The sequence below is a fragment of the Cellulomonas sp. S1-8 genome (assembly GCF_026184235.1).
In the GTDB taxonomy this organism is placed as follows: Bacteria; Actinomycetota; Actinomycetes; order Actinomycetales; family Cellulomonadaceae; genus Cellulomonas.
The window spans coordinates 1,806,302-1,831,239 of sequence record NZ_CP110806.1; the positions used below are offsets into that span (position 1 = coordinate 1,806,302).

General features: G+C 73.9%; 23 protein-coding genes. 17 read left to right on the forward strand and 6 right to left on the reverse strand.

Going from position 1 to position 24,938, the window contains the following annotated elements; all coding sequences use genetic code 11:
- Positions 1–34 precede the first annotated feature (34 nt).
- Genes frr through dxr form a run of 5 tightly spaced genes read left to right on the forward strand, consistent with a single transcriptional unit; the run spans position 35 to position 4,337 of the window.
- Positions 35–592 (forward strand): ribosome recycling factor, encoded by a 558-nt coding sequence (frr, locus tag OKX07_RS08070; protein WP_265631308.1) that lies wholly within the window; start codon positions 35–37, stop codon positions 590–592.
- The gene (locus tag OKX07_RS08075; RefSeq protein WP_265631309.1) at positions 592–1,434 is read left to right on the forward strand and encodes a phosphatidate cytidylyltransferase; all 843 of its coding nucleotides are present in this window, start codon (positions 592–594) and stop codon (positions 1,432–1,434) included. Before frr ends, OKX07_RS08075 begins: the two co-directional genes overlap by 1 nt.
- 35 nt (positions 1,435–1,469) lie before the next feature.
- Entirely contained in the window at positions 1,470–2,600 is a 1,131-nt protein-coding gene (rlmN, locus tag OKX07_RS08080; protein WP_265631310.1) for a 23S rRNA (adenine(2503)-C(2))-methyltransferase RlmN, read from the forward strand.
- On the forward strand, positions 2,597–3,151 hold the full coding sequence (locus OKX07_RS08085) for a DivIVA domain-containing protein (RefSeq protein ID WP_265631311.1): 555 nt from the start codon (positions 2,597–2,599) through the stop codon (positions 3,149–3,151). The genes rlmN and OKX07_RS08085 overlap by 4 nt, the downstream gene beginning before the upstream one ends.
- Positions 3,152–3,182: 31 nt before the next feature.
- On the forward strand, positions 3,183–4,337 hold the full coding sequence (gene dxr, locus OKX07_RS08090) for a 1-deoxy-D-xylulose-5-phosphate reductoisomerase (protein WP_265631312.1): 1,155 nt from the start codon (positions 3,183–3,185) through the stop codon (positions 4,335–4,337).
- A 51-nt stretch (positions 4,338–4,388) separates the two neighbouring features.
- Here the strand turns inward: dxr and OKX07_RS08095 are convergent, their stop codons facing one another.
- Genes OKX07_RS08095 through OKX07_RS08105 form a run of 3 tightly spaced genes read right to left on the reverse strand, consistent with a single transcriptional unit; the run spans position 4,389 to position 7,605 of the window.
- Positions 4,389–5,765 carry an NAD(P)/FAD-dependent oxidoreductase gene (locus OKX07_RS08095; protein ID WP_265631313.1) on the reverse strand — a complete coding sequence of 459 codons (1,377 nt, stop codon included), beginning with the start codon at positions 5,763–5,765 and terminating at the stop codon, positions 4,389–4,391.
- A complete protein-coding gene (locus tag OKX07_RS08100) occupies positions 5,762–7,138 on the reverse strand; it encodes an aspartate aminotransferase family protein (protein WP_265631314.1) in 1,377 nt (458 codons plus the stop codon). Before OKX07_RS08100 ends, OKX07_RS08095 begins: the two co-directional genes overlap by 4 nt.
- Positions 7,135–7,605, reverse strand: coding sequence for an Lrp/AsnC family transcriptional regulator (locus OKX07_RS08105; RefSeq protein WP_265631315.1), 471 nt, complete (start codon positions 7,603–7,605; stop codon positions 7,135–7,137). The genes OKX07_RS08100 and OKX07_RS08105 overlap by 4 nt, the downstream gene beginning before the upstream one ends.
- Before the next feature lie 219 nt (positions 7,606–7,824).
- On the opposite strand from OKX07_RS08105, the gene OKX07_RS08110 reads away from it, so the two are divergent.
- The 9 genes from OKX07_RS08110 to OKX07_RS08150 all read left to right on the forward strand — a co-directional run bounded on the left by OKX07_RS08110 (position 7,825) and on the right by OKX07_RS08150 (position 18,605).
- Positions 7,825–9,264, forward strand: coding sequence for an aminobutyraldehyde dehydrogenase (locus tag OKX07_RS08110; protein WP_265631316.1), 1,440 nt, complete (start codon positions 7,825–7,827; stop codon positions 9,262–9,264).
- Between the two features lie 241 nt (positions 9,265–9,505).
- On the forward strand, positions 9,506–10,711 hold the full coding sequence (locus OKX07_RS08115; RefSeq protein ID WP_265631317.1) for an ABC transporter substrate-binding protein: 1,206 nt from the start codon (positions 9,506–9,508) through the stop codon (positions 10,709–10,711).
- Positions 10,712–10,800: 89 nt separating this feature from the next.
- A complete protein-coding gene (locus OKX07_RS08120; protein WP_265631318.1) occupies positions 10,801–11,976 on the forward strand; it encodes an ABC transporter substrate-binding protein in 1,176 nt (391 codons plus the stop codon).
- Positions 11,973–13,151, forward strand: a complete 1,179-nt coding sequence (locus OKX07_RS08125; protein ID WP_265631319.1) for an ABC transporter ATP-binding protein — start codon at positions 11,973–11,975, stop codon at positions 13,149–13,151. Before OKX07_RS08120 ends, OKX07_RS08125 begins: the two co-directional genes overlap by 4 nt.
- On the forward strand, positions 13,148–14,083 hold the full coding sequence (locus tag OKX07_RS08130; RefSeq protein WP_265631320.1) for an ABC transporter permease: 936 nt from the start codon (positions 13,148–13,150) through the stop codon (positions 14,081–14,083). Before OKX07_RS08125 ends, OKX07_RS08130 begins: the two co-directional genes overlap by 4 nt.
- Positions 14,080–14,868: an ABC transporter permease gene (locus OKX07_RS08135; RefSeq protein ID WP_265631321.1), complete on the forward strand. Its 789-nt coding sequence runs from the start codon at positions 14,080–14,082 to the stop codon at positions 14,866–14,868. The genes OKX07_RS08130 and OKX07_RS08135 overlap by 4 nt, the downstream gene beginning before the upstream one ends.
- Before the next feature lie 156 nt (positions 14,869–15,024).
- Positions 15,025–16,338, forward strand: coding sequence for a M50 family metallopeptidase (locus tag OKX07_RS08140; RefSeq protein ID WP_265631322.1), 1,314 nt, complete (start codon positions 15,025–15,027; stop codon positions 16,336–16,338).
- A gap of 152 nt (positions 16,339–16,490) precedes the next feature.
- On the forward strand, positions 16,491–17,627 hold the full coding sequence (ispG, locus tag OKX07_RS08145; protein WP_416220867.1) for a flavodoxin-dependent (E)-4-hydroxy-3-methylbut-2-enyl-diphosphate synthase: 1,137 nt from the start codon (positions 16,491–16,493) through the stop codon (positions 17,625–17,627).
- Positions 17,628–17,702: 75 nt separating this feature from the next.
- Positions 17,703–18,605, forward strand: a complete 903-nt coding sequence (locus OKX07_RS08150) for a DUF4081 domain-containing GNAT family N-acetyltransferase (protein ID WP_265631324.1) — start codon at positions 17,703–17,705, stop codon at positions 18,603–18,605.
- 25 nt (positions 18,606–18,630) lie between these two features.
- Here OKX07_RS08150 and OKX07_RS08155 read toward each other — a convergent pair whose 3' ends face one another.
- Positions 18,631–19,029: a hypothetical protein gene (locus OKX07_RS08155; protein ID WP_265631325.1), complete on the reverse strand. Its 399-nt coding sequence runs from the start codon at positions 19,027–19,029 to the stop codon at positions 18,631–18,633.
- 59 nt (positions 19,030–19,088) lie between these two features.
- Positions 19,089–19,979: an Fpg/Nei family DNA glycosylase gene (locus OKX07_RS08160; RefSeq protein WP_265631326.1), complete on the reverse strand. Its 891-nt coding sequence runs from the start codon at positions 19,977–19,979 to the stop codon at positions 19,089–19,091.
- Between the two features lie 77 nt (positions 19,980–20,056).
- Between OKX07_RS08160 and OKX07_RS08165 the strand changes: the two genes are divergently transcribed.
- Positions 20,057–21,850 (forward strand): proline--tRNA ligase, encoded by a 1,794-nt coding sequence (locus tag OKX07_RS08165; RefSeq protein WP_265631327.1) that lies wholly within the window; start codon positions 20,057–20,059, stop codon positions 21,848–21,850.
- A gap of 55 nt (positions 21,851–21,905) precedes the next feature.
- On the opposite strand, the gene OKX07_RS08170 is transcribed toward OKX07_RS08165, so the two are convergent.
- Entirely contained in the window at positions 21,906–23,027 is a 1,122-nt protein-coding gene (locus OKX07_RS08170; protein WP_265631328.1) for a DUF4439 domain-containing protein, read from the reverse strand.
- A gap of 138 nt (positions 23,028–23,165) precedes the next feature.
- On the opposite strand from OKX07_RS08170, the gene rimP reads away from it, so the two are divergent.
- Together rimP and nusA are read left to right on the forward strand one after the other, a co-directional pair.
- Positions 23,166–23,732, forward strand: a complete 567-nt coding sequence (gene rimP, locus OKX07_RS08175) for a ribosome maturation factor RimP (protein WP_265631329.1) — start codon at positions 23,166–23,168, stop codon at positions 23,730–23,732.
- A 1-nt stretch (position 23,733) separates the two neighbouring features.
- Positions 23,734–24,804, forward strand: a complete 1,071-nt coding sequence (gene nusA, locus OKX07_RS08180) for a transcription termination factor NusA (RefSeq protein ID WP_265631330.1) — start codon at positions 23,734–23,736, stop codon at positions 24,802–24,804.
- The last annotated feature ends 134 nt before the right edge of the window (positions 24,805–24,938 follow it).

A 24,938-nucleotide genomic window follows, 5' to 3' on the forward strand; every position in this document is an offset into this window, starting at 1 on the left:
CCTGGTCCGTACGACATCAGACGAAGGAGCACCGGTGATCGACGACACACTCCTCGAGGCCGAGGAGAAGATGGACAAGGCCGTGGAGGTCGCGAAGGAGGACTTCTCGGCGATCCGCACCGGCCGGGCGAACGCGGCGATGTTCGCGAAGGTGTTCGTCGACTACTACGGTTCGCCGACCCCGCTCCAGCAGCTCGCGTCGTTCAACGTCGTCGAGGCGCGCACGATCCTCGTCTCGCCGTTCGACAAGTCGTCGACGACGGCCATCGAGAAGGCGTTGCGCGACTCCGACCTGGGCGTCAACCCGACCAACGACGGCAACGTCGTGCGGGTCGTCCTGCCGGCCCTCACGGCCGAGCGTCGCAAGGACTTCGTCAAGCTGGCGAAGTCGAAGGCCGAGGACGCCCGCATCTCGGTGCGCTCGGTGCGTCGTCGCGCCAAGGAGGAGCTCGACCGCATCGTCAAGGACGGCGAGGCGGGCGAGGACGAGGTGGCACGGGCCGAGAAGGAGCTGGAGTCGCTGACGAAGCGGCACGTCGAGCTCGTCGACCACCTCCTCGCCTCCAAGGAGAGCGAGCTGCTCGAGGTCTGATGACGCAGCTCGCCGCCCCGCGCAAGACCGGCGCCGGCCGGGACCTCCCCGCCGCGATGACGGTCGGCGTCGTCCTGCTCGGCATCGTCGGGGCCTCCCTGTTCGTCCGCAAGGAGGCGTTCGCGGTCTTCGCCGTGCTCGCGGTGACCGCGGCGATGTGGGAGCTCGCGCAGGCGTTCACGCGCCGCTCGATCCACGTGCCGCTCGTCCCTCTGATCGTCGGCTCCGCCGGCATCCTCGTCTCGGCGTACGTCGCGGGGACCGAGGCGCTGTTCGTCGCGTTCCTCCTCACCGTCGGGGGGGCCGTCGTGTGGCGCGTGCTCGACGGCAGCGGCGAGGCCGCGCTGCGCGACGCGTCCGCCGCGACGTTCGCCGCCGCCTACCTGCCGTTCCTCGGCGGGTTCGTCATGCTGATGCTCGCGGAGCCGGACGGGCCCGCGCGTGTCGCGCTCTTCATCCTGCTGGCCGTCGCGTGCGACACCGGGGGTTTCGTCGTCGGCACGCTGCTCGGTCGCCACCCGCTCGCGCCGTCGGTCAGTCCCAAGAAGTCGTGGGAGGGGCTCCTCGGCTCCCTCGTCCTGACCAGCGTGGTCGGCGTCGTCGGGGTGCAGACCCTCTTCCAGGGCGAACCTCTCGTGGGGGCGCTGCTGGGCATCGGCACCGTCGTCAGCGCGACGCTCGGCGACCTGGCCGAGTCGATGATCAAGCGTGACCTCGAGCTGAAGGACATGGGGCGTCTGCTGCCCGGTCACGGTGGCGTCCTCGACCGCCTCGACTCGCTCCTGCTCACCGCCCCGGCCGTGTGGGTGCTGCTCACCGTCCTGCAGCCGCCCGCCGGCTGACCGCCCCCGCCCACTCCTGGAAGGAGGCGCCGCCCGTGAACACCACCCCCGTGCGCCTGCAGCTCACCGCCACGGACCGTGGCGCCCGTGGCAAGCCGCCGCGCCACTTCGTCGACCTCTCGCCCGACGAGCGCGTCGCTGCCGTCACGGCGCTCGGCGAGAAGCCGTTCCGGGCCAAGCAGCTCGCGACGCACTACTTCACGCACCTCACGGCCGACGCGGCCGCGATGACCGACCTGCCCAAGGCGAGCCGCGACGTCCTGGTCGCGGACCTGTTCCCGCAGCTCCTGACGACCTCGCGCACGCTGACGGCCGACCACGGGACGACCGTCAAGACGCTGTACCACCTGTTCGACGGGGCGAAGGTCGAGTCGGTCCTCATGCGGTACGCGAACCGCACGACCCTGTGCGTGTCGTCGCAGGCCGGGTGCGGGCTCGCGTGCTCGTTCTGCGCGACCGGGAAGATGGGCCTGCTGCGCAACCTGTCCACGGCGGAGATCGTCGAGCAGGTCCGCCAGGCGGGACGCGCGCTGGCCGCCGGTGAGGTCCCGGGGGGCGTGACGCGCCTGAGCAACGTCGTGTTCATGGGCATGGGCGAGCCGCTGGCGAACTACAAGGCCGTGATGGCGACGGTGCGCATGCTCGTCGACCCGGCACCCGACGGGCTGGGCATGTCGGCGCGCAACGTGACGGTGTCGACCGTCGGCCTGGTCCCCGCGATGGACAAGCTCGCCGGCGAGGGCATCCCGGTGACGCTCGCGCTGTCGCTGCACGCGCCCGACGACGAGCTGCGCAGCGAGCTGGTCCCGGTCAACACGCGGTGGAGCGTCGACGAGGCGCTGGACTCGGCGCGCCGCTACTTCGACGCCACCGGCCGCCGCGTGTCCATCGAGTACGCGCTCATCAAGGACGTCAACGACCACGCCTGGCGTGCGGACCTGCTGGGGGAGAAGCTGCTCGCGCGCGGCGGGGCGGGGTGGGTGCACTGCAACCCGATCCCGCTGAACCCGACACCCGGCTCACGCTGGACGGCGAGCGATCCGCAGGTCGAGCGCGAGTTCGTGGCACGCTTGCGTGCGCACGGCATCCCGACCACCATCCGGGACACCCGCGGCAGCGACATCGACGGCGCGTGCGGCCAGCTCGCGGCGGAGGAGGACGAGTGAGCGACGGCATGTTCCGCACCGTGTCCGGCCTGCGGCGTGGCTACGACCCGGACGAGGTCGACGAGTTCTTCTCGCACGCCCGCGCGGTGTACGAGCAGGGACCGGCAGCGGCGCTGTCGGGCGCCGACGTGCGCAGGGTCGCGTTCGACCTCGTGCGCGGCGGGTACGTGACGGCGGCGGTCGACGCCGCGCTCGACCGGCTCGAGGTCGCGTTCGTCGCGCGGCACCGCACGCAGTTCGTCGCCGAGCGCGGCCAGGGCGCGTGGATGGAGCAGCTGGGGACGCAGGCGCGGTCCCTGTACGGGCGCCTGGGCCGGCCGGACGGCGACCGGTTCGCCCCGCCCGAGGGTCGGAAGGCCGGTTACGAGCCGGCCGACGTCGACGAGCTGTGCCACCGGCTCGTCGCGTACTTCGACACGGGCGCCCCGCTCACGGCGGGTGAGGTGCGCGCGACGACGTTCCGGCGCCGCAACGGGCGCAACGGCTACGCGGAGGGACCCGTCGACGCGTTCGTCGCGCGCGCGGTCGAGGTCCTGCTCGGCGTCGAGTGAGCGCCCCCGTCCCGTCCCCGGGCGACCGGCGATGAGCCGCTCGGTGACGGTCCTCGGATCGACGGGGTCGATCGGCACGCAGGCCCTCGACATCGTCGCCGCGCACCGCGACCGCTTCACCGTCGTCGGCCTCTCGGCGGGCGGTGCGCACGTCGACCTCCTGATCGAGCAGGCCCGCACGCACGCCGTGCCGGTCGTGGCGGTCGCCGACCCGGGCGTCGCCGCCGTGCTGCGCGACGCCCTGCCCGGCACGCGTGTCCTCGCGGGCCCCGACGCCGCCGCCGAGCTGGCCGGTTCCGGCGCGGACGTCGTCCTCAACGGCATCACCGGGTCCGTCGGCCTGCTGCCGACGCTCGCGGCGCTGCGCGCGGGGAGCACGCTCGCCCTGGCCAACAAGGAGTCCCTCGTCGTGGGCGGTGCGCTCGTGCACGCCGCCGCGGTCCGGGCCGAGCAGATCGTGCCGGTCGACTCCGAGCACTCCGCGATCGCGCAGGCGCTGCGCTCGGGGACCCCCCGCGAGGTGCGTCGACTCGTGCTGACGGCGTCGGGCGGCCCGTTCCGCGGCTGGACGGCCGAGCAGGTCGCGACCGCCACGCCCCAGCAGGCGCTCGCGCACCCGACGTGGTCGATGGGTCCGGTCGTCACCGTGAACTCGGCGAGCCTGATGAACAAGGGCCTGGAGCTCATCGAGGCCCACCTGCTGTTCGACGTCCCCGTCGACGACATCACGGTCGTCGTGCACCCGCAGTCGGTCGTGCACTCCATGGTCGAGTTCGCGGACGGCTCGACGATCGCGCAGGCCTCGCCGCCCGACATGCGGCTGCCCATCGCGCTGGGGCTGGCGTGGCCCGAGCGGGTGCCCGGCGCGGCGCACCCGTGCGACTGGTCGACGGCCACGTCCTGGACGTTCGAGCCCCTCGCGGAGGACGTGTTCCCGGCGGTCGGTCTGGCACGGTCGGCGGTCGCGGCGTCCGCGACGCACCCGGCCGTGTACAACGCCGCGAACGAGGAGGGCGTCGCCGCGTTCCTGGCGGGCCGGATCGGGTTCGGCCATGTCGTGGCGACGGTCGCGCGAGTGCTCGGCGAGCACGACGGGACGCCCCGGGACGCACTGACGCTCGACGCCGTGCTCGACGCCGAGCGGTGGGCGCGCGCCCGCGCGCGCGAGGTGCTCGCGGCCGGCTGACCTGCGTCCGCGTCGACCCGGCGGCCGACCCGCGTCAGCGGCAGCCCCGCGTCAGCGGCCGAGCAGCGGCGCCAGACCCTCGGCCAGCCGGCTGCTGCGGCCCGTCCGCCGCTCGACGCGGTCGGACCACGCCGTCGCCCACCGGGCGGCGGTGATCCCTGCCCAGCGCAGCGGCTCGGGCTCCCAGTCCGGTGACCGGTGGCCGACCCAGGGCAGCCGCGTCAGCGGTGTGTCCGCGCCCGTGACCAGGTCGGCCAGGGTGCGCCCGGCGAGGTTGGCGGCGCCGACCCCGTCGCCGACGTAGCCGCCGGCCCAGCCGATCCCCGTGCCCTGGTCGAGCCCGACCGACGCGTGCCAGTCGCGGGGGACGCCCAGCGGCCCGCCCCAGGCGTGCGTGACCTCGTGGTCCGCCACGGGGGGCAGCAGGTCGACGAGCGTGCGTCGCAGGTGCTCGTGCACCCGCGGGACGCGGTCGTAGGACGCGTCGACGCGGGACCCGGCGTGGTACGGCGCGCCCCGGCCTCCGAAGGCGATGCGGTCGTCGGCCGTGCGCTGGCCGTAGACGACCAGGTGCCTCGCGTCGGTGAACGTCTCGCCCCGCTCCAGGCCGATCTGCGCCCACACCGACGCCGGCAGCGGCTCCGTCGCGATCATCAGCGAGTACACGGGGGCGATGGCCCGGTGCGAGTCGGGCAGGGTCGCGGTCCACGCCTCGGTGGCGCGCACGACCCACCGGCAGCGCGCGGTCCCGTGGTCGGTCACGACGGCCCGTGGGGAGATCCGCACCGCACGGGTGCCCTCGGCGATGCGCGCACCGCGCTGCTCGACGACCCGCGCAAGCCCGCGCGCGAGCCGGGCCGGCTGGACGCGCGCGCAGTCGGGCGTCCACGAGCCGGCGAGCACGCCGGAAGCGCGAACGTGTTCCGCGACGCCGTCGGGGTCGAGCAGGTGCGCCTCGTCGCCCCAGCGACCCGCCTCGGCGACGTCCGCCGCGAGCCGGTCCACCTGCGGGGACGTGCGCGCCAGCGAGACGGTCCCGCCGAACCGGAAGTCGCAGTCGATCTGCTCCGCGGCGGTCACGCCGCCGATCTCGACGACGGTGTCGCGCAGGGCCGCGCGCATCGCGTGCGCGGCGTCCGGCCCGTGCCGGCGGGCGAGGGCGTCGGGCCCGACCGGGAACAGCGCCGAGCACCATCCGCCGTTGCGGCCGCTCGCGCCGTACCCCGCGACGTGGGCGTCGACGACGAGCACGTCGAGCGAGGGGTCTGCCTCGAGCAGGTAGTACGCGGTCCACAGGCCGGTGTAGCCCGCGCCGACGACGACCACGTCGGCCGTCGTGTCGCCGTCGAGCGGGGGCCGCGGCCGGGCCTCGTCGGGGTCGTCGGCGACGACCTGGTCCCACCACAGCGAGGCCGCGTCGTCCCTCACAGGCGCGCCCACGCCTCGGTCAGGACGCCCCGCAGGATCTGCTCGATCTCGTTGAACTCCGCCGGGCCGCACGTCAGGGGCGGCGCCAGCTGCACGACCGGGTCCCCGCGGTCGTCGGCCCGGCAGTACAGGCCGGCCTCGTAGAGCGCCGGCGTCAGGAACCCGCGGAGCAGCCGCTCGGACTCGTCGTCGTCGAACGTCGTGCGCGTCGCGGTGTCCTTGACCAGCTCGATGCCGTAGAAGAAGCCCTCCCCGCGGACGTCGCCGACGATCGGCAGGTCGAGCAGGCGTTCCAGCGTGCGGCGCAGCACCGGGGCGTTCTCGTGCACGTGCGCGACGACGCCCTCGGACTCGAACAGGTCGAGGTTCGCCATCGCGACGGCGGCCGACACCGGGTGCCCCCCGAAGGTGTAGCCGTGCGCGAAGCTCGTGGCGCCCGTCGCGAACGGCTCGTACACGCGGTCGGACACCAGGCACGCGCCGATGGGGGAGTAGCCGGACGTCATCCCCTTGGCGCACGTGATCATGTCCGGGACGTAGCCCAGGTCCTCGCAGGCGAAGATCGAGCCGATGCGCCCGAACGCGCAGATCACCTCGTCGGACACGAGGAGCACGTCGTGCTCGTCGCAGATCTCCCGCACGCGCTCGAAGTACCCGGGCGGCGGCGGGAAGCAGCCGCCGGCGTTCTGCACCGGCTCGAGGAAGACCGCGGCCACCGTGTCGGGCCCCTCGAACTCGATGGCCTCGGCGATGCGGTCGGCGGCCCAGAGCCCGAACGCCTTCGGGTCGTCGCGCAGGTGCTCCGGCGCGCGGTACGCGTTGGTGTTGGGCACCTTGTGCGCGCCGGGGACCAGGGGCTCGAACGGCGCCTTGAGCTCCGGCAGGCCGGTGATGGACAGTGCGCCCTGCGTCGTGCCGTGGTACGCGACGGCCCGCGAGATCACCTTGTGCTTGCCGTGGCGTCCCCGGAGCTTCCAGTACTGCTTGGCGAGCTTCCACGCCGTCTCGACGGCCTCACCGCCGCCCGTCGTGAAGAAGACCCGGTTGATGTCGCCCGGCGCGTGCGCGGCGAGCCGCTCCGCGAGGTCGATGGCCTGCGGGTGCGCGTACGACCACAGCGGGAAGAACGCGAGCTCGCGGGCCTGCGCCGCCGCCGCGGCGGCCAGCTCCTCGCGCCCGTGCCCCAGCTGGACGACGAACAGGCCGGACAGCCCGTCGATGAGGCGGCGCCCGTCGGCGTCCCAGATGTGGTGCCCCTCGCCGCGCACGATCGTGGGGACGCCGTGCTCCCAGGCGCTCTGGCGCGTGAAGTGCCCCCACAGGTGGTCGCGGGCGGCGGTCTGGCGGTCGGTGCCGCGCGGCGTGGTCCTCATCGGGTTCCCCAGTTGTAGAGCTGCTTGTGCAGCCGCAGGTAGACGAACGTCTCGGTGCTGCGGACCCCGGGCAGGGCGCGGATCGTGTCGTTCAAGACCGCCAGCAGGTGCTCGTCGTCCTCGCAGACCACCTCGACGAGGACGTCGAACGAGCCGGCCGTCACCACGACGTAGTCGACCTCCGGGATGGCCGCGACCTGCTCGGCCAGGACGTTGAGGTCGCCGTCGGCGCGCAGGCCGATCATGGCCTGCCGCCGGAAGCCCACCTGCAACGGGTCGGTCACCGCGACGATCTGGATCACGCCCGACTCCTGCAGGCGCTGCACCCGCTGGCGCACGGCGGCCTCGGACAGGCCGACGGCCTTGCCGATCGTCGCGTACGGCCGCCGGCCGTCCTCCTGCAGCTGCTCGATGATGCCCTTCGCGGCCGCGTCGAGCGCGACGGTGCTGCGGTCCCGCTGCGTCATGGACCCGATCGTGGCGCGCCCCGACGCACCGGGGCAAGTGATTCCGTGTTGCGATCGCGTGTCCACGCACGGATCCGCGGAACGGGTGCGCGCGGGCCGACGGATCCGGGGGTGCGGCGCGCAGGGTCCTTCCGGTGCGCGACGTCGTCCCACTAGCCTCGCGGCATCCGACCGCACGCACGCCGGGCCCCCGGTCGCCCGGGCGCCCCGAGGAGGACCGTGACCGACATCGCGCCGCTCGAGCTCACCAACGTCGTCGACGGCCGGGACACCCCGGCGCGCGAGGGCCGCACCACCGCGGTCGTCGACCCCAGCACCGGCCAGGAGTACGCGCGGGCGCCGCTCAGCGGCCCCGAGGACGTCGATGCCGCGTACGCCGCCGCGGACCGCGCCGCGGTGGGCTGGGGACGCACGACGCCGGCCGACCGGCAGACCGCGCTGCTGGCGCTCGCGGACCTCGTCGACGAGCACGCCGACGAGCTCGTCGCGGCGGAGTCGCGCAACACCGGCAAGCCCCTGCACCTGACCGCGACGGACGAGGTGCCGCCGTGCGCCGACCAGCTCCGGTTCTTCGCCGGGGCGGCGCGCGTGCTCACCGGCCTGTCCGCCGGGGAGTACCTCGAGGGCCACACGTCGTGGTTGCGCCGCGAGCCCGTCGGCGTGGTCGGCCAGGTCACGCCGTGGAACTACCCGCTGATGATGGCCGTGTGGAAGATCGCCCCGGCGCTCGCGGCCGGCAACACGATCGTCCTCAAGCCGTCGGACACCACGCCCGTCACGACCGTGCGGCTCGCGCAGCTCGCGGCACAGGTGCTGCCACCCGGCGTGCTCAACGTGGTGTGCGGCGACCGGGACACCGGACGCGCCCTCGTCGCGCACCCGCGGCCGGACCTGGTCGCGATCACCGGGTCCGTGCGGGCGGGCGCGGAGGTCGCGCGCGCGGCGGCCGACGGGCTCAAGCGCGTGCACCTGGAGCTCGGCGGCAAGGCGCCGGTCGTGGTGTTCGACGACGCGGACGTGGCGGCGGCCGCCGAGGGGATCGCGGACGCCGGCTACTACAACGCGGGGCAGGACTGCACGGCGGCCACGCGGGTCCTGGTGCACGCCCGCGTGCACGCCGACTTCGTCGCCGCCCTGGCCGACGCGGCGCGGTCGCGTCGCACGGGGCTGCCCGACGACCCCGACGTGGCGTTCGGGCCGGTGAACAACGCCGCGCAGCTCGCCCGCGTCACCGGCTTCCTGGAGCGGCTCCCCGGCCACGCCGAGGTGGTGGCCGGCGGGGCCCGTCCCGACGGGCCGGGGTTCTTCCTGGAGGCGACGGTCGTCGACGGGCTGCGTCAGCAGGACGAGGCGGTCCAGGAGGAGATCTTCGGGCCCGTGATCACAGTCCAGACCTTCACGGAGGAGGACGAGGCCGTGCGCCTGGCGAACGACGTGCGGTACGGGCTGTCCTCCTCGGTGTGGACCCGGGACCACGCACGCGCGCTGCGCGTCTCGCGCGCGCTCGACTTCGGCGTCGTGTGGATCAACACGCACATCCCGTTCGTCGCGGAGATGCCGCACGGCGGGTTCAAGCACTCCGGTCACGGCAAGGACCTGTCCCTCTACGGGCTCGAGGAGTACACGCGGCTGAAGCACGTCATGTCCTCGTTCGGGTGACAGGACGGATCAGGACGAACCGGGAGGGGTCCGACCTGTGGGCGGTCCTGTCACCCCGTCCGTGGACGCCCGTAACATGTGGCCGCCGTCACGTCACGTGCACGTTCTTCGTCGTGAATGTTCCGGTACTGGAAACTTTTCGTTGCGAGCGGTGTGCGGCGCCACGAATTCCTTGTGCGGCCACCTTCGGGTGCGCCACGATCCAGCCGGGCCGGGTCACGGTCCGCGCGAGAGGAGCGAGATGAGCAGCGACCGACGTCCGCTCCCGGGGGACCCCCGGGTGCGCGAGCTCGTGCGGCAGGCCCGCGGGGTCTCCCGCCGACGCTTCCTCGCCGGGGCGGCAGGCACTGTCGGCACCGGCGCGCTGCTCGCCGCCTGCGGCACCGGCGGCTCGGCCACCGCGGGTGGTGGGGCGGCGTCCGACGGTCCGCTGCGCTGGGCGAACTGGACGGCCTACCTCGACCAGGACGAGGACGGCACCCGCTTCCCGACGCTGGAGGCGTTCGAGGAGCAGAGCGGGATCGCGGTCGAGTACGCCGAGGACATCGAGGACAACGACACCTTCTACGGCAAGATCTCCGGCCAGCTCCGCGGCGGGCAGGACATCGGGTACGACGTCGTCACGCTCACCGACTGGATGGCGGCGCGCTGGATCCGGCAGGAGTTCGTCGCCGAGCTCGACCGGTCCCGCATGCCGAACGCCGAGAACATCCTGCCGAACCTCGCCGCGGTGGACTTCGACGACGGCCGCCACTACTCGCTGACGTGGCAGTCCGGGTTCGCGGGCATCGCGTGGGACACCGAGGCCATCCCCGGTGGGCTGCGCAGCGTCTCGGACCTGTGGAACCCCGAGTACCGCGGACGGGTCCAGGTGCTCTCGGAGATGCGGGACACGATCGGCCTCATCATGCTCGAGAACGGCACGGACCCCGCCGGCAGCTGGACCACCGACGACTGGTCCGACGCGCTCGACGTGGTGCAACGCAACCTGGACAGCGGTCAGATCCGCCAGGTGCGCGGCAACTCCTACCTGCAGGACCTCGCGTCCGGCGACGCGATCGCGTGCCTCGCGTGGTCGGGCGACATCACCTCGCTCAACTACGAGCACGACGGCCGGTTCGCGTTCGCGATCCCGGACGCCGGCGGCACGCTGTGGAGCGACAACCTCATGGTGCCCAAGGCCTCGCCGCGCCGCGCGCAGGCCGAGGACCTCTTCAACTACTACTACGACCCGGTCGTCGCCGCCGAGGTGGCTGCGTGGGTCAACTTCGTGACCCCCGTCCAGGGCGCGCAGGAGGCGATGGCCGAGGTCGACCCCGAGCTGGCCCAGGACCCGATGATCTTCCCCACCAAGGAGCTCCTCGAGCAGGTCCACGTCTTCCGCACCCTGACCGCGGAGGAGGAGGAGCAGTACAACGGCCGGTTCCTCGCCGCGATCGGCGCCTGAGATCGTGTCCGCGCTCGAGACCGGCCGTGGGCCCCTGCGAGAGGAGCAAGATGAGCAGCGTCCGACGTCCGCGACCGGCTGACCCTCGGGTGCGTGAGCTGGTCCGGCAGGCCCGGGGCTTGTCCCGGCGCCGCTTCCTCGCCGGGGCGGCAGGCACTGTCGGCACCGGTGCGCTGCTCGCCGCCTGCGGCACCGGCGGCACGGCCACCGCAGACGGTGCGGCGACGTCCGACGGTCCGCTGCGCTGGGCGAACTGGACGGCCTACCTCGACCAGGACGAGGACGGCACCCGCTTCCCGACGCTGGAGGCGTTCGAGGAGCAGAGCGGGATCGCGGTCGAGTACGCCGAGGACATCGAGGACAACGACTCCTTCTACGAGAAGGTCTCCAGCCAGCTCGGCAGCGGGCAGGACATCGGGTACGACGTCGTCACGCTCACCGACTGGATGGCGGCGCGCTGGATCCGGCAGGAGCTCGTCGCCGAGCTCGACCGGTCCCGCATGCCGAACACCGCGAACATCCTGCCCAACCTCGACGCGGTGGACTTCGACGACGGCCGCCACTACTCGCTGACGTGGCAGTCCGGGTTCGCCGGCATCGCGTGGGACACCGAGCTGATCCCGGGGGGGCTGCGCAACGTCTCCGACCTGTGGAACCCCGAGTACCGCGGACGCGTCCAGGTGCTCTCCGAGATGCGGGACACGATGGGCCTCATCATGCTCGAGAACGGCACGGACCCCGCAGGGAGCTGGACCACCGACGACTGGTTCGACGCGCTCGACGTGGTGCAACGCAACCTGGACAGCGGTCAGATCAGCCAGGTACGCGGTAACTCCTACCTGGAGGACCTCGCGTCCGGCGACGCCGTCGCGTGCCTCGCGTGGTCGGGCGACATCACCTCGCTCAACTACGAGCACGACGGCCGGTTCGCGTTCGCGATCCCGGACGCCGGCGGCATGCTGTGGAGCGACAACCTCATGGTGCCCAAGGCCTCGCCGCGCCGCGCGCAGGCCGAGGACCTCTTCAACTACTACTACGACCCGGTCGTCGCCGCCGAGGTGGCCGCGTGGGTCAACTACGTGACCCCCGTCCAGGGCGCGCAGGAGGCGATGGCCGAGGTCGACCCCGAGCTGGCCCAGGACCCGATGATCTTCCCCACCGAGGAGCTCCTCGAGCAGGTCCATGTCTTCCGCACGCTCACCCCGGCCGAGGAGGAGCGGTACTACGGCCAGTTCCTCGTAGCGATCGGAGCCTCGGGGACGTGACCGCCCTCGACGCCGACAAGAGCGAGGCGCCCGCGTCCGCGCAGGCTGGCGGCGCGGCCCTCGAGATCGTGCGGGTCACCAAGCGGTTCGGCACCTTCGCCGCCGTCGACGACCTCACGCTCACCGTGCCCTCGGGGGCCTTCTTCGCGCTGCTGGGCCCGTCGGGCTGCGGCAAGACGACGACCCTGCGGATGGTCGCAGGCCTCGAGCGGCCGTCCGCGGGGACGATCCGCCTCGCAGGGCGCGACGTGACGGGCGCACCCGCGCACCGCCGGCCGGTCAACACCGTGTTCCAGTCGTACGCGCTGTTCCCGCACCTGAACGTGCTGGAGAACGTGGCGTTCGGGCTCCGGCGGCGCGGCGTGCGCGACGTGCGGGCACGTGCGATCGACGCGCTCGCACTCGTCGAGCTCGCGCACCTCGCCGAGCGCCGCCCCGCCCAGCTCTCGGGCGGTCAGCAGCAGCGCGTCGCGCTCGCGCGGGCGGTGGTCAACCGGCCCGCGCTGCTGCTGCTGGACGAGCCCCTCGGAGCCCTCGACCTCAAGCTGCGCCGCCAGATGCAGCTCGAGCTCAAGCGCATCCAGGCGGAGGTCGGCATCACCTTCGTGCACGTCACGCACGACCAGGAGGAGGCCATGACCATGGCCGACACGGTCGCCGTGATGAACGGCGGCCGGATCGAACAGCTCGGCGCCCCCGCCGACCTGTACGAGCACCCCCGGACGTCCTTCGTCGCGAACTTCCTGGGTCAGTCGAACCTCGTCCCGGGCACCGTGGTCGAGCGGTTCGACGGGGGCGCGATGCTCGGCGTCGACGTGGCGGGCTCCCGCGTCCTGGTGCCCGCCGCCCGCAGCGTGGCCTCGGGACCGCGGGTGCTGGTCGGTGTGCGTCCGGAGAAGGTGCGGCTGGTCGACGGGCCCGTCGTCGGCAGCGGAGACAACCACCTGGGCCCCGGCACCGTCGTCGACGCGTCGTTCGCCGGGGTCAGCACGCAGTACCAGGTCGCGGTCGACGGGGTGGGCACGTTCGGGGTGTTCGCGCAGAACGCCGGCAGCGCCGCCCTGCACGCGCCCGGCAGCCGCGTCCACCTCGCCTGGTCGCCGCCCTTCACGTTCGCGCTCGACGGTCACGAGGAGCCGGCGGCCGGGACGCTCGACCTGGACGACGAGCCGTGAGCGTCGTCGCCGCCCTCGTCCGGCCGGCGACGCCTACCGGTCCCGCCGGCACCGACCGCGCCGGTGCGCCCGCGCGACCCGGGCGCGGCTACCGGGGACTGCTCGTCCCGGGGCTGCTGTACCTCGTCGCGTTCTTCGTGCTGCCCGTCGGCACGCTGCTCGCGATGTCCCTGTACGCCCCCGTGCCGGGCGGCGAGCTCGGTGACTTCACGCCCGCGCTCCGGTGGCAGAACTACCCCGACGCCCTGGCGCAGTTCTGGCCGCAGCTCGCGCGTTCCTTCGGGTTCGCCGCCGTGGCGACCCTCACCTGCCTCGCCATCGGGTACCCGATGGCGTACGTCATCGCGGTCCGGGCCCGCGGGCGTCCGGGCCTGCAGGGCCTGCTCGTCGTCCTCGTCGTGGCGCCGTTCTTCACGAGCTTCATCCTGAGGACCATCGCCTGGAAGCAGATCCTGGCCGACGACGCCGCCGTGGTGACCGCGCTGCGGTGGCTGCACGTCCTGGCCCCGGACGGGCGGCTCTCGGCGGCACCGGCCGCGGTCGTCATCGGCCTGACGTACTCCTTCCTGCCGTTCATGGTGCTGCCGCTCTACGCGGCGCTGGAACGCCTCGACCCCCGCATGCTCGAGGCCGGCGCCGACCTGTACGCGACGCCGCTGACGACCTTCCGCACGGTCACGCTGCCGCTGTCGATGCCCGGGGTGGTCGCCGGCACGCTGCTGACGTTCATCCCGGCCACGGGTGACTACGTCAACTCCTCGCTGCTGGGCAACAACACGACGACCGTCATGGTGGGGCAGGTCGTCGACGCCAGGTTCTTCCGCGTGCTGGACTACCCGACGGCCGCCGTCCTGTCGGTCGTGCTCATGGTCTCGATCCTCGTGCTCGTCACCGGGTACGTGCGGCGCGCCGGTACCGAGGAGCTCCTGTGAGCAGGGCGCGGCTGAGCGCCGCGGTCGTGCCGGTGTTCGCGTCCCTGGGGTTCGTCTTCCTGCTCGTGCCCGTCGCCTACACCGTGCTCTTCTCGTTCAACGACGCGGGCAAGACCAATCTCTCGTGGCAGGGGTTCACGCTCGACGCGTGGCGCAACCCGTGCGGGGCGCCGCGGGTGTGCGAGGCGCTGGTGGGGTCGCTGCAGGTCGGCCTGGTCTCGACACTGGTGGCCACGACGCTGGGCACGCTGCTCGCGATCGCCCTGGTGCGTGCGCGGTTCCGCGGGCGTGGGCCGGTGAACCTGCTCGTCTTCCTGCCCATGGCCACGCCGGAGGTGGTGCTGGGCGCGGCCCTGGTCTCCCAGTTCCTGTCGCTGCGGCTGCCGCTGGGCTTCTGGACCGTGGTCGTGGCGCACGTGCTTTTCTGCCTGAGCTTCGTCGTCGTCGCCGTCAAAGCCCGCGTGGCGACGCTCGACCCCGCGCTCGAGCAGGCCGCCGCCGACCTGTACGCCACCCCCTGGCAGGCGTTCTGGCGGGTGACGTTCCCCCTGCTGCTGCCCGGCATCGGGGCGGCGGCGCTGCTGGCCTTCAGCCTCAGCTTCGACGACTTCATCGTCACGAACTTCACGTCGGGCGGGTTCGCGACGTTCCCCAAGTTCGTCTACGTCTCGGCCACCCGCGGCATCCCGCCGCAGGCCAACGTCATCAGCTCGGCCATGTTCGTCCTGGCGCTGCTGGTCGTCGCGGTCGTCGCGATGGTGTCCCGGGCGCGTCGGCGCGGCTGAGGCGCCTGAGGGGCGTCACCCGCCCCGGCGGTCCGTCGCTGCGCCGACCGGGCGATCCTCCCAGCGTCCTCCCAGGTGCCCGGCCGACGATGTCGCCGCGCGGACGTACCCTGTCGGCGCAGGGACGGGCCGTCCGGCCTGCGGGAGGTGGGAGTCGTGGAGACGTTCGTCGGGGTCCTCGTCTTCGTCGTCGTGCTGCTCGGGTCGATCGCCCTGCACGAGGTCGGGCACATGGTGCCCGCCAAGCGCTTCGGTGTGCGCGTCAGCCAGTACATGGTCGGCTTCGGGCCGACCCTGTGGTCCCGCACCCGCGGTGAGACGGAGTACGGCGTCAAGGCGCTGCCGCTCGGCGGGTACGTGCGCCTGATCGGCATGTACCCCACGGACGAGGCCGTCGGGGCGCGCGAGCCGCGCGGCTGGTGGCAGCGCGTGGCCGCAGGTGCCCGCGCGGCCAGCGCGGAGGAGATCCGGCCGGGCGAGGACCACCGCGCGTTCTACCGTCTGTCGACGCCCAAGAAGCTCGTCGTCATGCTCGGCGGACCGGTCATGAACCTGCTGATCGCCGTCGTGCTGGTGCTGGTGGCGTACGTCGGCATCGGGGTGCCCGTGGCCGGGACGACGGTCGCGAGCGTGTCGGAGTGCATCGTGGCCATCGACGCCCCCGCCGGCACCACCTGCAGCGCTGACGACCCCGCCGCGCCCGCCGCCGCCGCGGGGGTGCTGCCGGGGGACCGCCTGGTGTCGTACGACGGCGTCGAGGTCACGTCGTGGGCGCAGGTCAGCGGCCTGATCCGGGAGAGCGGGGACCGCACCGTCACGATGGTCGTCGAGCGTGACGGGCAGCAGCAGGACCTGAGCGTCACCCCCGTGGTCGCCGAGCGCCCTGTGGTCGACGAGGACGGGGCGGCCGTCACCGACGAGTCCGGCGAGCTCGTGACGCGCGAGGTCGGCTTCCTCGGGGTGGGTCCCACGTCGGTGGTCGAGCGCCAGTCCGTCGGCATGGCGCTCGAGGTCGCGGCGTCCGCGACCTGGCAGACGGTGCAGGTCGTCGCGACCCTGCCGCAGCGCGTCGGGGCGCTCGTCGAGACGACGTTCACGGGCGGCGAGCGTGACCGGACCTCCATCGTGGGCCCGGTCGGGGTCGGGCGGTTCGCCGGCGAGATCGCGGCGATGGACACCGAACCCGTCGCCGTCCGCGCCGCGGGCCTGCTGACCACGCTCGCGATGCTCAACCTCGCGCTCTTCGTCTTCAACCTGCTGCCGCTGCCCCCGCTGGACGGCGGGCACGTCGTGACCGCGCTCTGGGAGGGCGCCCGTCGCCAGCTCTCGCGGCTGCGGGGCGTGGTCCGCACGCGCCCGGCGGACTCGGCGCTGCTCGTCCCGCTCGCGTACACGGTCTTCGCCGTGCTGGGCGGCGTGGGGCTCCTGCTCCTCTACGTCGACATCGTCAACCCGGTGCGGCTCGGCTGACGGTCGACACGGGCGAGACGCGCCCCGGGGCGGTCGGTCCGTGGACGTCCGGTGACGGGCCGGTGAGCATGCGGGTGCCGCCCGCCCGGGGGCGGCCTGCGGGGCCGGGGGGGTGGGATGATGGAGCGGTGAGCACCTCGATCAACCTCGGCATGCCGCAGCCTCCCGCACAGGTGCTGGCTCCCCGGCGCGTGTCCCGCAAGATCCGCGTCGGCAAGGTCGCGGTCGGCGGTGACGCCCCGGTCTCGGTGCAGTCGATGACGACGACGCCCACGACCGACATCAACCGGACGCTCCAGCAGATCGCCGAGCTCACCGCGGCGGGCTGCGACATCGTGCGCGTGGCGGTCCCGACGCAGGACGACGCGGACGCGCTGGCGACGATCGCACGCAAGTCGCAGCTCCCCGTGATCGCGGACATCCACTTCCAGCCCAAGTACGTCTTCGCGGCGATCGACGCCGGGTGCGCCGCGGTGCGGGTGAACCCGGGCAACATCCGCAAGTTCGACGACCAGATCAAGGAGATCGCGGACCGCGCGACCGCGGCCGGGGTCTCGATCCGGATCGGCGTCAACGCGGGATCGCTCGACCCGCGGCTGCTCGCCAAGTACGGCAAGGCCACCCCCGAGGCGCTCGTCGAGTCGGCCGTGTGGGAGGCGTCGCTGTTCGAGGAGCACGGCTTCCGCGACTTCAAGATCAGCGTCAAGCACAACGACCCGGTCATCATGGTGCGGGCGTACGAGCTGCTCGCCGAGCGTGGGGACTGGCCCCTGCACCTCGGCGTCACCGAGGCGGGCCCCGCCTTCCAGGGGACCATCAAGTCCGCCACCGCCTTCGGTGCCCTGCTCAGCAAGGGCATCGGCGACACCATCCGCGTGTCCCTCTCGGCCCCGCCGGTGGAGGAGGTCAAGGTCGGCCTGCAGATCCTGCAGTCCCTCAACCTGCGCCCGCGCAAGCTCGAGATCGTGTCCTGCCCGTCGTGCGGTCGCGCGCAGGTCGACGTCTACACGCTCGCCGAGAAGGTGACGGCCGGTCTGGAGGGCATGGAGGTGCCGCTGCGCGTCGCCGTCATGGGCTGCGTCGTCAACGGTCCCGGCGAGGCACGCGAGGCCGACCTGGGCGTGGCGTCGGGCAACGGCAAGGGGCAGATCTTCGTCAAGGGCGTGGTCGTCAAGACCGTGCCCGAGGCGCTCATCGTCGAGACGCTCATCGAGGAGGCCATGCGCCTGGCCGAGACGATGGACCCGGTCGAGGCCGGCGCCGGCTCGCCCGTGGTCTCGATCAGCTGAGCCCACGGGGTGAGTCCTGCCGAGCCGCACCTCTCCCCGGCGACATCGCAGTGTGACGTGGGGCACAATCGGAGGATGGCGGCACCGCACGCGACGACGCTCCCGGGACGAACCGGCGCGCTCGTCCTCGCCGATGCCGACGTCCCGGCCGCGCTGGCGCTGTGCGCCGTCGACCCCGTGGCCTCGGTGCTCGCCACCAGCCGGCTCGAGCACGCCGCCGTCGGCGGGCTGCGGCGCGCCGGCGGTGAGCTGTGGGGCTACGCCGAGGACGGCGTCCTGGTGGCGGTCTGCTGGGTCGGCGCGAACCTCGTCCCGGTCGTCGGGGCCGTCGACGCCGACGTGACCGCGCGGGCGCTGGCCGCGTTCGCCGACCTGGGACGCGCCCGCGGCCGGCGCTGCTCGTCGATCGTCGGGCCGGCCGACGCCGTGCTGGGCCTGTGGTCACGGCTGCGCGGCGCGTGGCCCGTCGAGCGCGAGGTGCGGGCGCACCAGCCGTCGATGGTGCTGGCGGGGGACCCGCTGGTCGCCCCTGACCCGCGGGTGCGGCGGTCGCGGCCCGAGGAGTACGACGTGGTGCTGCCGGCGTGCATCCGCATGTTCACGGAGGAGGTCGGGTACTCCCCGGCCAGCGGGCCGGGCGGGCCGTACGAGATCCGGGTGCGCCGCCTCCTGGAGGAGGGCCGCTCGTTCGTCCTCGTCGACCGCGAGGGCAGCTGGCGGCGCCCCCGCGTCGTGTTCAAGGCCGAGGTGCCCGCTGTCGCCGGCGGCGTCGCACAGGTGCAGGGCGTGTGGGTCGACCCGGAGCGTCGCGGCGAGCGGCTCTCGGAGGGCGGCATGGCCGCCGTCGTCCAGGCGACCCGCGCCGAGATCGCACCGGTGGTCTCGCTGTACGTCAACGGCTACAACACGCGCGCCGTGCGCGCGTACGAGGCCGTCGGCTTCCGCGAGGTCGGGACGTACGCGACCGTCCTCTTCTGACGGGCCCGTGCCACCCGAGCGCCCGTCAGACCGGGCTGAGCACCGGTCGCAGCTGCCACCAGCGCAGCAGCCCGGCCGTCGCCGCGCCGGTCGCCAGGGCGACGAGCACCGCGAGCCACGGCGCGCCGACCACCACGGCGCGCGCGCCCAGGGCTCCGACCCCGAGCAGCGCGAGGAGCGCGAGCATCACGCCGGCCGTGCCGAGCGACGTGCCGAGCGGGTGGCCGTCGACCCGCCGCCGCCAGTGCAGGTGGGACGCCACCGACAGCAGGCAGCCGGCCATCATCAGCGCCCACGCGGCGATGCCGTGGCCGAGCGTGACGAGCGCGAGCCCGCCGACCGAGCAGGCCTGCGTCGCGCCGCCCAGCACGGCGTACCTCGCGGGCAGCGCGTGGTCCCGGACCCGTGCGCGTGAGGTGCTCATGGGCGTGATGGTAGTGCTCGCCGGGGCGACGCGGGCCGGTTCGCACGACGTCCCCCAGGTCAGCGCAACAAGCGCGACATGCGCCGGTCGGCCAGCGGCTTGCCGCCCGTCTGGCACGTGGGGCAGTACTGCAGCGACGAGTCGGCGAACGACACCTCGTGCACGGTGTTGCCGCACGGCACGCCGTCCCAGCCGGGGCACGGTTCGCCGGTGCGCCCGTGGACCCGCATGCCGCGGCGCTTGGCGTCCTTCAGCTCGGCGGCCGGCTTGCCCGTCGCGGTCGTGACCGCCTCGGTCAGCACCGTGCGGATCGCGGTGTGCAGCGTGCGGGTCCGCGCCGCGTCGTACGAGCGCGTCGGCGCGAACGGGCTGGTCCGCGCAACCAGCAGGATCTCGTCGGAGTACGCGTTACCGATGCCCGCGATCGTCCCCTGGTCGCGCAGCAGGCCCTTGACCTGCTGGTTGCGCGCGGCGAGCAGCTCACCGAGGCGCTCGGGCGTGAACTCGTCGGACAACGGCTCGACGCCGAGCGAGGCGATCGGCGGCACGTCGGCCGGGTCGGCGACGACGTGCACCGCGAGACGCTTGCGCGTCCCCGCCTCCGTCAGGTCGAAGCCCGTGCCGTCGTCGAACCCGACGCGCAGCGCGATCGGTGACTTGCCGGGCCGTGCGGGGCGCTCGGGAAGCACGTCGTACCACCGCACCCAGCCGGCACGCGAGAGGTGCCAGACCAGGTGGAGCGTCCCGTCGGCGGGGGAGTCCACGACGGCGTCCACCCACTTGCCGTGCCGCGCCACGTCGGTCACCACGCCGTCGCGCAGCGCCGTCGGGGCCGGCCGGAACGTCTTGAGCGCGCTGATCGCGGCGACCTCGACGCGGGTCACGGCACGTCCGACCGTCCGCCCGCGCAGGTACTGCGCGAGCGCCTCGACCTCGGGCAGCTCCGGCACGGGCACATCCTCGCACCGCGCACCCACGGCGCGCCCGTGGCTCGTGACCTCCCGCGGCGCGCACTAGGCTCGCCCCCATGCTCCTGCGCATGTCCACGCTGTTCGTCCGCACCCTGCGCGAGGACCCCGCCGACGCCGAGGTCGCCAGCCACCGGCTCCTCGTGCGCGCGGGGTACATCCGCCGCGCCGCCCCGGGGATCTACACCTGGCTGCCGCTGGGCCTGCGGGTCCTGGCGAAGGTCGAGCGGGTCGTCCGCGAGGAGATGGCGTCGATCGGCGCGCAGGAGGTGCACTTCCCGGCGCTGCTGCCCAAGGAGCCGTACGAGGCGTCGGGACGCTGGACCGAGTACGGGCCCAACATCTTCCGGCTCCAGGACCGCAAGGGCGGCGACTACCTCCTCGCGCCCACGCACGAGGAGATGTTCACGCTTCTGGTCAAGGACCTGTACTCGTCGTACAAGGACCTCCCCCTCGCGCTCTACCAGATCCAGACGAAGTACCGGGACGAGGCACGGCCGCGCGCCGGACTCATCCGCGGTCGCGAGTTCGTCATGAAGGACGCCTACTCGTTCGACGTCGACGACGAGGGGCTCGCGGCCTCCTACGAGGCGCAGCGCGGCGCGTACCGACGGATCTTCGAGCGCCTCGGTCTCGAGTACGTCATCGTCGCCGCCACGTCGGGTGCCATGGGCGGGTCGCGGTCCGAGGAGTTCCTCACGCCGACGGCGATCGGCGAGGACACGTTCGTCCGGTCGGCCGGCGGGTACGCCGCCAACGTCGAGGCCGTGACGACCGTGGTGCCCGAGCCGCTGGACTGGACCGACGCGCCCGCCGCCCACGTCGAGGACACCCCGGACACGCCCACGATCGCCTCGCTGGTCGCTCTCGCGAACGAGCGCCTGCCCCGCGCCGACCGCGCCTGGACGGCCGCCGACACCCTGAAGAACGTCGTGCTCGCGTTGCGGCAGCCGACGGGGGAGCGCGAGCTCGTCGTCGTCGGGCTGCCCGGCGACCGCGAGGTGGACCTCAAGCGGCTCGAGGCGGCCGTCGCGCCGGCCGAGGTCGAGGCCGCGGGTGACGCCGACCTCGCAGCGCACCCCGAGCTCGTGCGCGGGTACATCGGGCCCGGCGCCCTGGGTCCGAACGTCCCGGTCGCCGACGGCGCCGAGCGGACGGCCGTGCGGTACCTGCTCGACCCGCGCGTCGTGCCCGGGACCCGCTGGATCACGGGTGCGAACGCGCCCGGTCGGCACGTGTTCGACCTCGTCGCCGGCCGCGACTTCACGGCCGACGGCGTCGTCGAGGCCGCCGAGGTGCGTGCCGGCGATCCCGCCCCCGACGGCTCGGGCCCGCTCGAGCTCGCCCGCGGCATCGAGATCGGCCACATCTTCCAGCTCGGACGCAAGTACGCGCAGGCGCTCGGGCTGACGGTCCTGGACCAGAACGGCAAGGCCCGGGTCGTCACGATGGGCTCCTACGGCATCGGGGTCACCCGCGTGCTCGCGGCGCTCGCCGAGGCCAACCACGACGAGCGTGGCCTGGCCTGGCCCGCCGACGTCGCCCCGGCGCACGTGCACGTCGTCGCGACCGGCAAGGACCCCGCCGTGTTCGAGGCGGCCGAGGCGATCGCCACGACCCTGGCCGCCCGCGGGGTCGAGGTGCTCTACGACGACCGCCCCAAGGTCTCGCCCGGCGTGAAGTTCGCCGACGCGGAGCTGCTGGGCGTCCCGCTCGTCGTCGTGGTCGGACGCGGGCTCGCCGACGGCGTGGTGGAGGTCCGTCCGCGCGTGGGCGGCACGGCCGAGCAGGTCCCCGTGGGGACGGCCGCGGACCGCGTCGCCGAGCTGGTCGACGAGCAGCTCGCCGGCTGACGGCACGTCGCCCCCGGGGCGCGCCCCGCAGGGGGCGCGCTGCCGGTGGGTCCGCTCAGCCCTCGGGGACGGCGGCGAGCTCCGGCATCCCCGGGAACGGCACCGGCGCGGCGCCCCACGCGACGGCCGCGGTCGTCGCGGCGCGCAGGCCGGCGACGGCATCGCGCCGCTGACCCTGCGCCGCGCCCGCCACGACGTTCGCGCTGGCGTCGGCGACCGCCGTCTCGAGCGTCCGCGGGAGCGCCTCGGCGGCCGCCGGGTCGTCGACGGCGGCCGGCAGCGCGTACGCCGCGCGTCGGGGGTCCGTCGGCTGGCCCACGACCCCCGCCACGTGCGCCCAGGCGTCGGAGGCCGCACGGTGACGCGCGGCCTCGCCGAGCAACGCGGCACGCCGGTCGTCGGCCACCCGCGCGGCCAGGACGGTGAACGTCCACGCGGCCTCGTCGTGCGCCAGCGCGAGCGCCGCGGCGCCCTCGGGCGCGCCGCCGGGCTCGGGCGTCGTCGCGGGTGCGGGTGTCGGCGTGCCGCCTTCCACCCCGTCCCCCGCCGCGGCCGCCGTGCTGCCGTCGTCGGCGACGTCCGGGGCGGCCCCGTCCGGGCTCGCCCCCGCATACTGGGCGGCCGCCGGCTCGGGCCGCGACTGACCCGTCGCGCTCGCAAGACGGTCGGCGAGACCGTCGCGCGCAACGGCGATCGAGGCGACCAGGCGAGCGAGCTCCGGGTCGGGCACGGCGTCCGCGTCGCCGCTCGCGCGCGCCGCGTCGTCCACGAGCTCCCGGAGCAGCCCCGTGACGTCCGTCACCGCAGGCATCGCACGGTGGGGCGTGGCTGTCGGCGTGGTCTCGGGGAGGCCGGAGTCGTACACACCCCCGAGCTCCTGCGCGTGCCGGGTCGAGAACTCCGCGACGTCGTCGAGCACCGCACGCACGGGCTCGACGACGTCCGCCGCCGACAGCGCGAACGCGGCGTCGACCAGGCCGAGCGCGTCGTCCACCGTGCGGGCGCGGACCTGCTCGACGGGGTCCGGGGACGGCTCCGCGGGCGGCGGGGTCTCGAGCCGCAGGCCGCACGCCCCCAGGGTGAGCGCGACCGCGACGAGCAGCGCGGCGGCCCGGACCACCCGCCGACCGGACGTCGTCGGTCGGGGGAGCGGCTGCGGGGCGAGGTGGTGATGCATCGGCGCGATCCTGCCATGCCCGTCCACGTCCGCCGCGCACGTCGGCGGGGGCGCCGGGAGTCGTTAGGCTGGAGGGACAACGACACAGGGTCGCCGCCTGCGCCCACCGTGCAGGAGAGCCGAGGAGGAGGCCAGGTCATGGGCTCGCCAGCTCCCGCACCTCGCGTGCGGCAGGTCGTGGAGGCCGCCGTGACGGGTGCCGGTCTGGTGCTCGACGGCCTGGAGGTCTCCGGCAGCGGGCGCAGCACGGTCGTGCGCGTGGCCGTGGACCTCGACGACGCCGACGCGGGGACGCTCGACCTCGACCGGGTCGGCGACGTCACCCGTGCCGTCTCGGACGCGCTCGACGACGCCGACGTGCTGCCCGACGCCTACACGCTCGAGGTCGGCAGCCCCGGCGCCGAGCGCCCGCTCACGGTCGCACGGCACTGGCGGCGAGCCCGGGGGCGCACGGTCGTGGTGCGGCTGACGGACGGCAGCACGCTGACGGGCAGGCTCGAGCAGGTCGCGGACGGCGACACCCCGGATCTCGTCGTGGTGCCGGTGCCCCCGCCGATCAAGGGCCGCCGCGCCAAGCCCGCGCCGCCGGTGACCCTGGCGTGGGACGCGGTGCGCGACGCACATGTGCAGGTGGACCTCGCCGCGGTGCGCGACGACGAGGCCGATGACGACGCCGGCCCGCGGGACGGCGCAAGGAGAGACTGACGTGGACATCGACATGCAGGCGCTACGGCTCATCGAGCGCGAGCGGGAGATCGGGCTCGACGTGCTCGTCGAGGCGATCGAGCAGGCACTGCTCTCGGCGTACCACCGCTCGCCCGGCGCGCAGCCGCGCGCGCGGGTCGAGCTGGACCGCCGCAGCGGTCACGTGACCGTGTGGGCGCGGGAGCCCGAGCCGGAGGACGCCGAACCGGGCACCCCCGAGCAGCCCGAGTACGACGACACCCCCGACGGGTTCGGGCGCATCGCGACCGCCACCGCGCGCCAGGTCATCGTCCAGCGGCTGCGGGACGCCGAGGACGACCAGGTGCTCGGGGCGTTCCGCAGCAAGGCCGGCGAGATCATCGGCGGCGTCATCCAGCAGGGGCGGGACCCGCGCACGGTGCTGGTCGACGTCGGCGGCGTGGAGGCCGTGCTGCCGGCGCACGAGCAGGTCCCCGGCGAGAAGTACGTGCACGGTGAGCGCCTGCGCGCGTTCGTGCTCGACGTGGCTCGCGGGCCGCGCGGCGCGCAGATCACGCTCTCGCGCACGCACCCGCACCTCGTCCGCAAGCTGTTCGCGCTCGAGGTGCCCGAGATCGCCGACGGCACCGTCGAGATCACCGCGATGGCGCGCGAGGCGGGCCACCGCACCAAGATGGCGGTGCGCTCCCACGTGGCGGGCGTCAACGCGAAGGGCGCCTGCATCGGGCCCATGGGGGGCCGCGTCCGGGCCGTCATGGCCGAGCTGCACGGCGAGAAGATCGACATCGTCGACCACTCGGACGACCCGGCGGAGATGATCGCGCACGCGTTGTCCCCGGCGCGGGTGCTCGACGTCACCATCGTGGACCCCGTGGCGCGTGCCGCGCGCGTGGTGGTGCCGGACTACCAGCTCTCGCTCGCCATCGGCAAGGAGGGGCAGAACGCCCGCCTCGCCGCGAAGCTCACGACGTGGCGCATCGACATCCGGTCGGACGCCGAGCAGGGTCCGGGGGAGGCCCCTGGACCGTCCGCCGACCCGGCGTCCCGCGGCGCCGACGACGCGGCTGCGGGGGCGTCCGGTCACGTCCGGTGAACCGGCGCGCTAGACTCAGCAAGGCTGAGCCGCGCGCTCGGCTCTCCTCGCCGAGCAGGCGGACCCCCGATCCCGTGCCTCCCGTACCCGATCCGGGTCCTGTTCGCACGTGCGTGGGGTGTCGCGCGACCGGC

Coding starts and splice junctions, on each gene's coding strand:
- OKX07_RS08075 (WP_265631309.1), top strand. CDS start 592: ATGACGCAGCTCGCCGCCCCGCGCAAGACCGGCGCCGGCCGGGACCTC.
- dxr (WP_265631312.1), top strand. CDS start 3,183: ATGAGCCGCTCGGTGACGGTCCTCGGATCGACGGGGTCGATCGGCACG.
- OKX07_RS08100 (WP_265631314.1), bottom strand. CDS start 7,138: ATGAGGACCACGCCGCGCGGCACCGACCGCCAGACCGCCGCCCGCGAC.
- OKX07_RS08105 (WP_265631315.1), bottom strand. CDS start 7,605: ATGACGCAGCGGGACCGCAGCACCGTCGCGCTCGACGCGGCCGCGAAG.
- OKX07_RS08115 (WP_265631317.1), top strand. CDS start 9,506: ATGAGCAGCGACCGACGTCCGCTCCCGGGGGACCCCCGGGTGCGCGAG.
- ispG (WP_416220867.1), top strand. CDS start 16,491: ATGCCGCAGCCTCCCGCACAGGTGCTGGCTCCCCGGCGCGTGTCCCGC.
- OKX07_RS08150 (WP_265631324.1), top strand. CDS start 17,703: ATGGCGGCACCGCACGCGACGACGCTCCCGGGACGAACCGGCGCGCTC.
- OKX07_RS08155 (WP_265631325.1), bottom strand. CDS start 19,029: ATGAGCACCTCACGCGCACGGGTCCGGGACCACGCGCTGCCCGCGAGG.
- OKX07_RS08165 (WP_265631327.1), top strand. CDS start 20,057: ATGCTCCTGCGCATGTCCACGCTGTTCGTCCGCACCCTGCGCGAGGAC.
- OKX07_RS08170 (WP_265631328.1), bottom strand. CDS start 23,027: ATGCATCACCACCTCGCCCCGCAGCCGCTCCCCCGACCGACGACGTCC.
- rimP (WP_265631329.1), top strand. CDS start 23,166: ATGGGCTCGCCAGCTCCCGCACCTCGCGTGCGGCAGGTCGTGGAGGCC.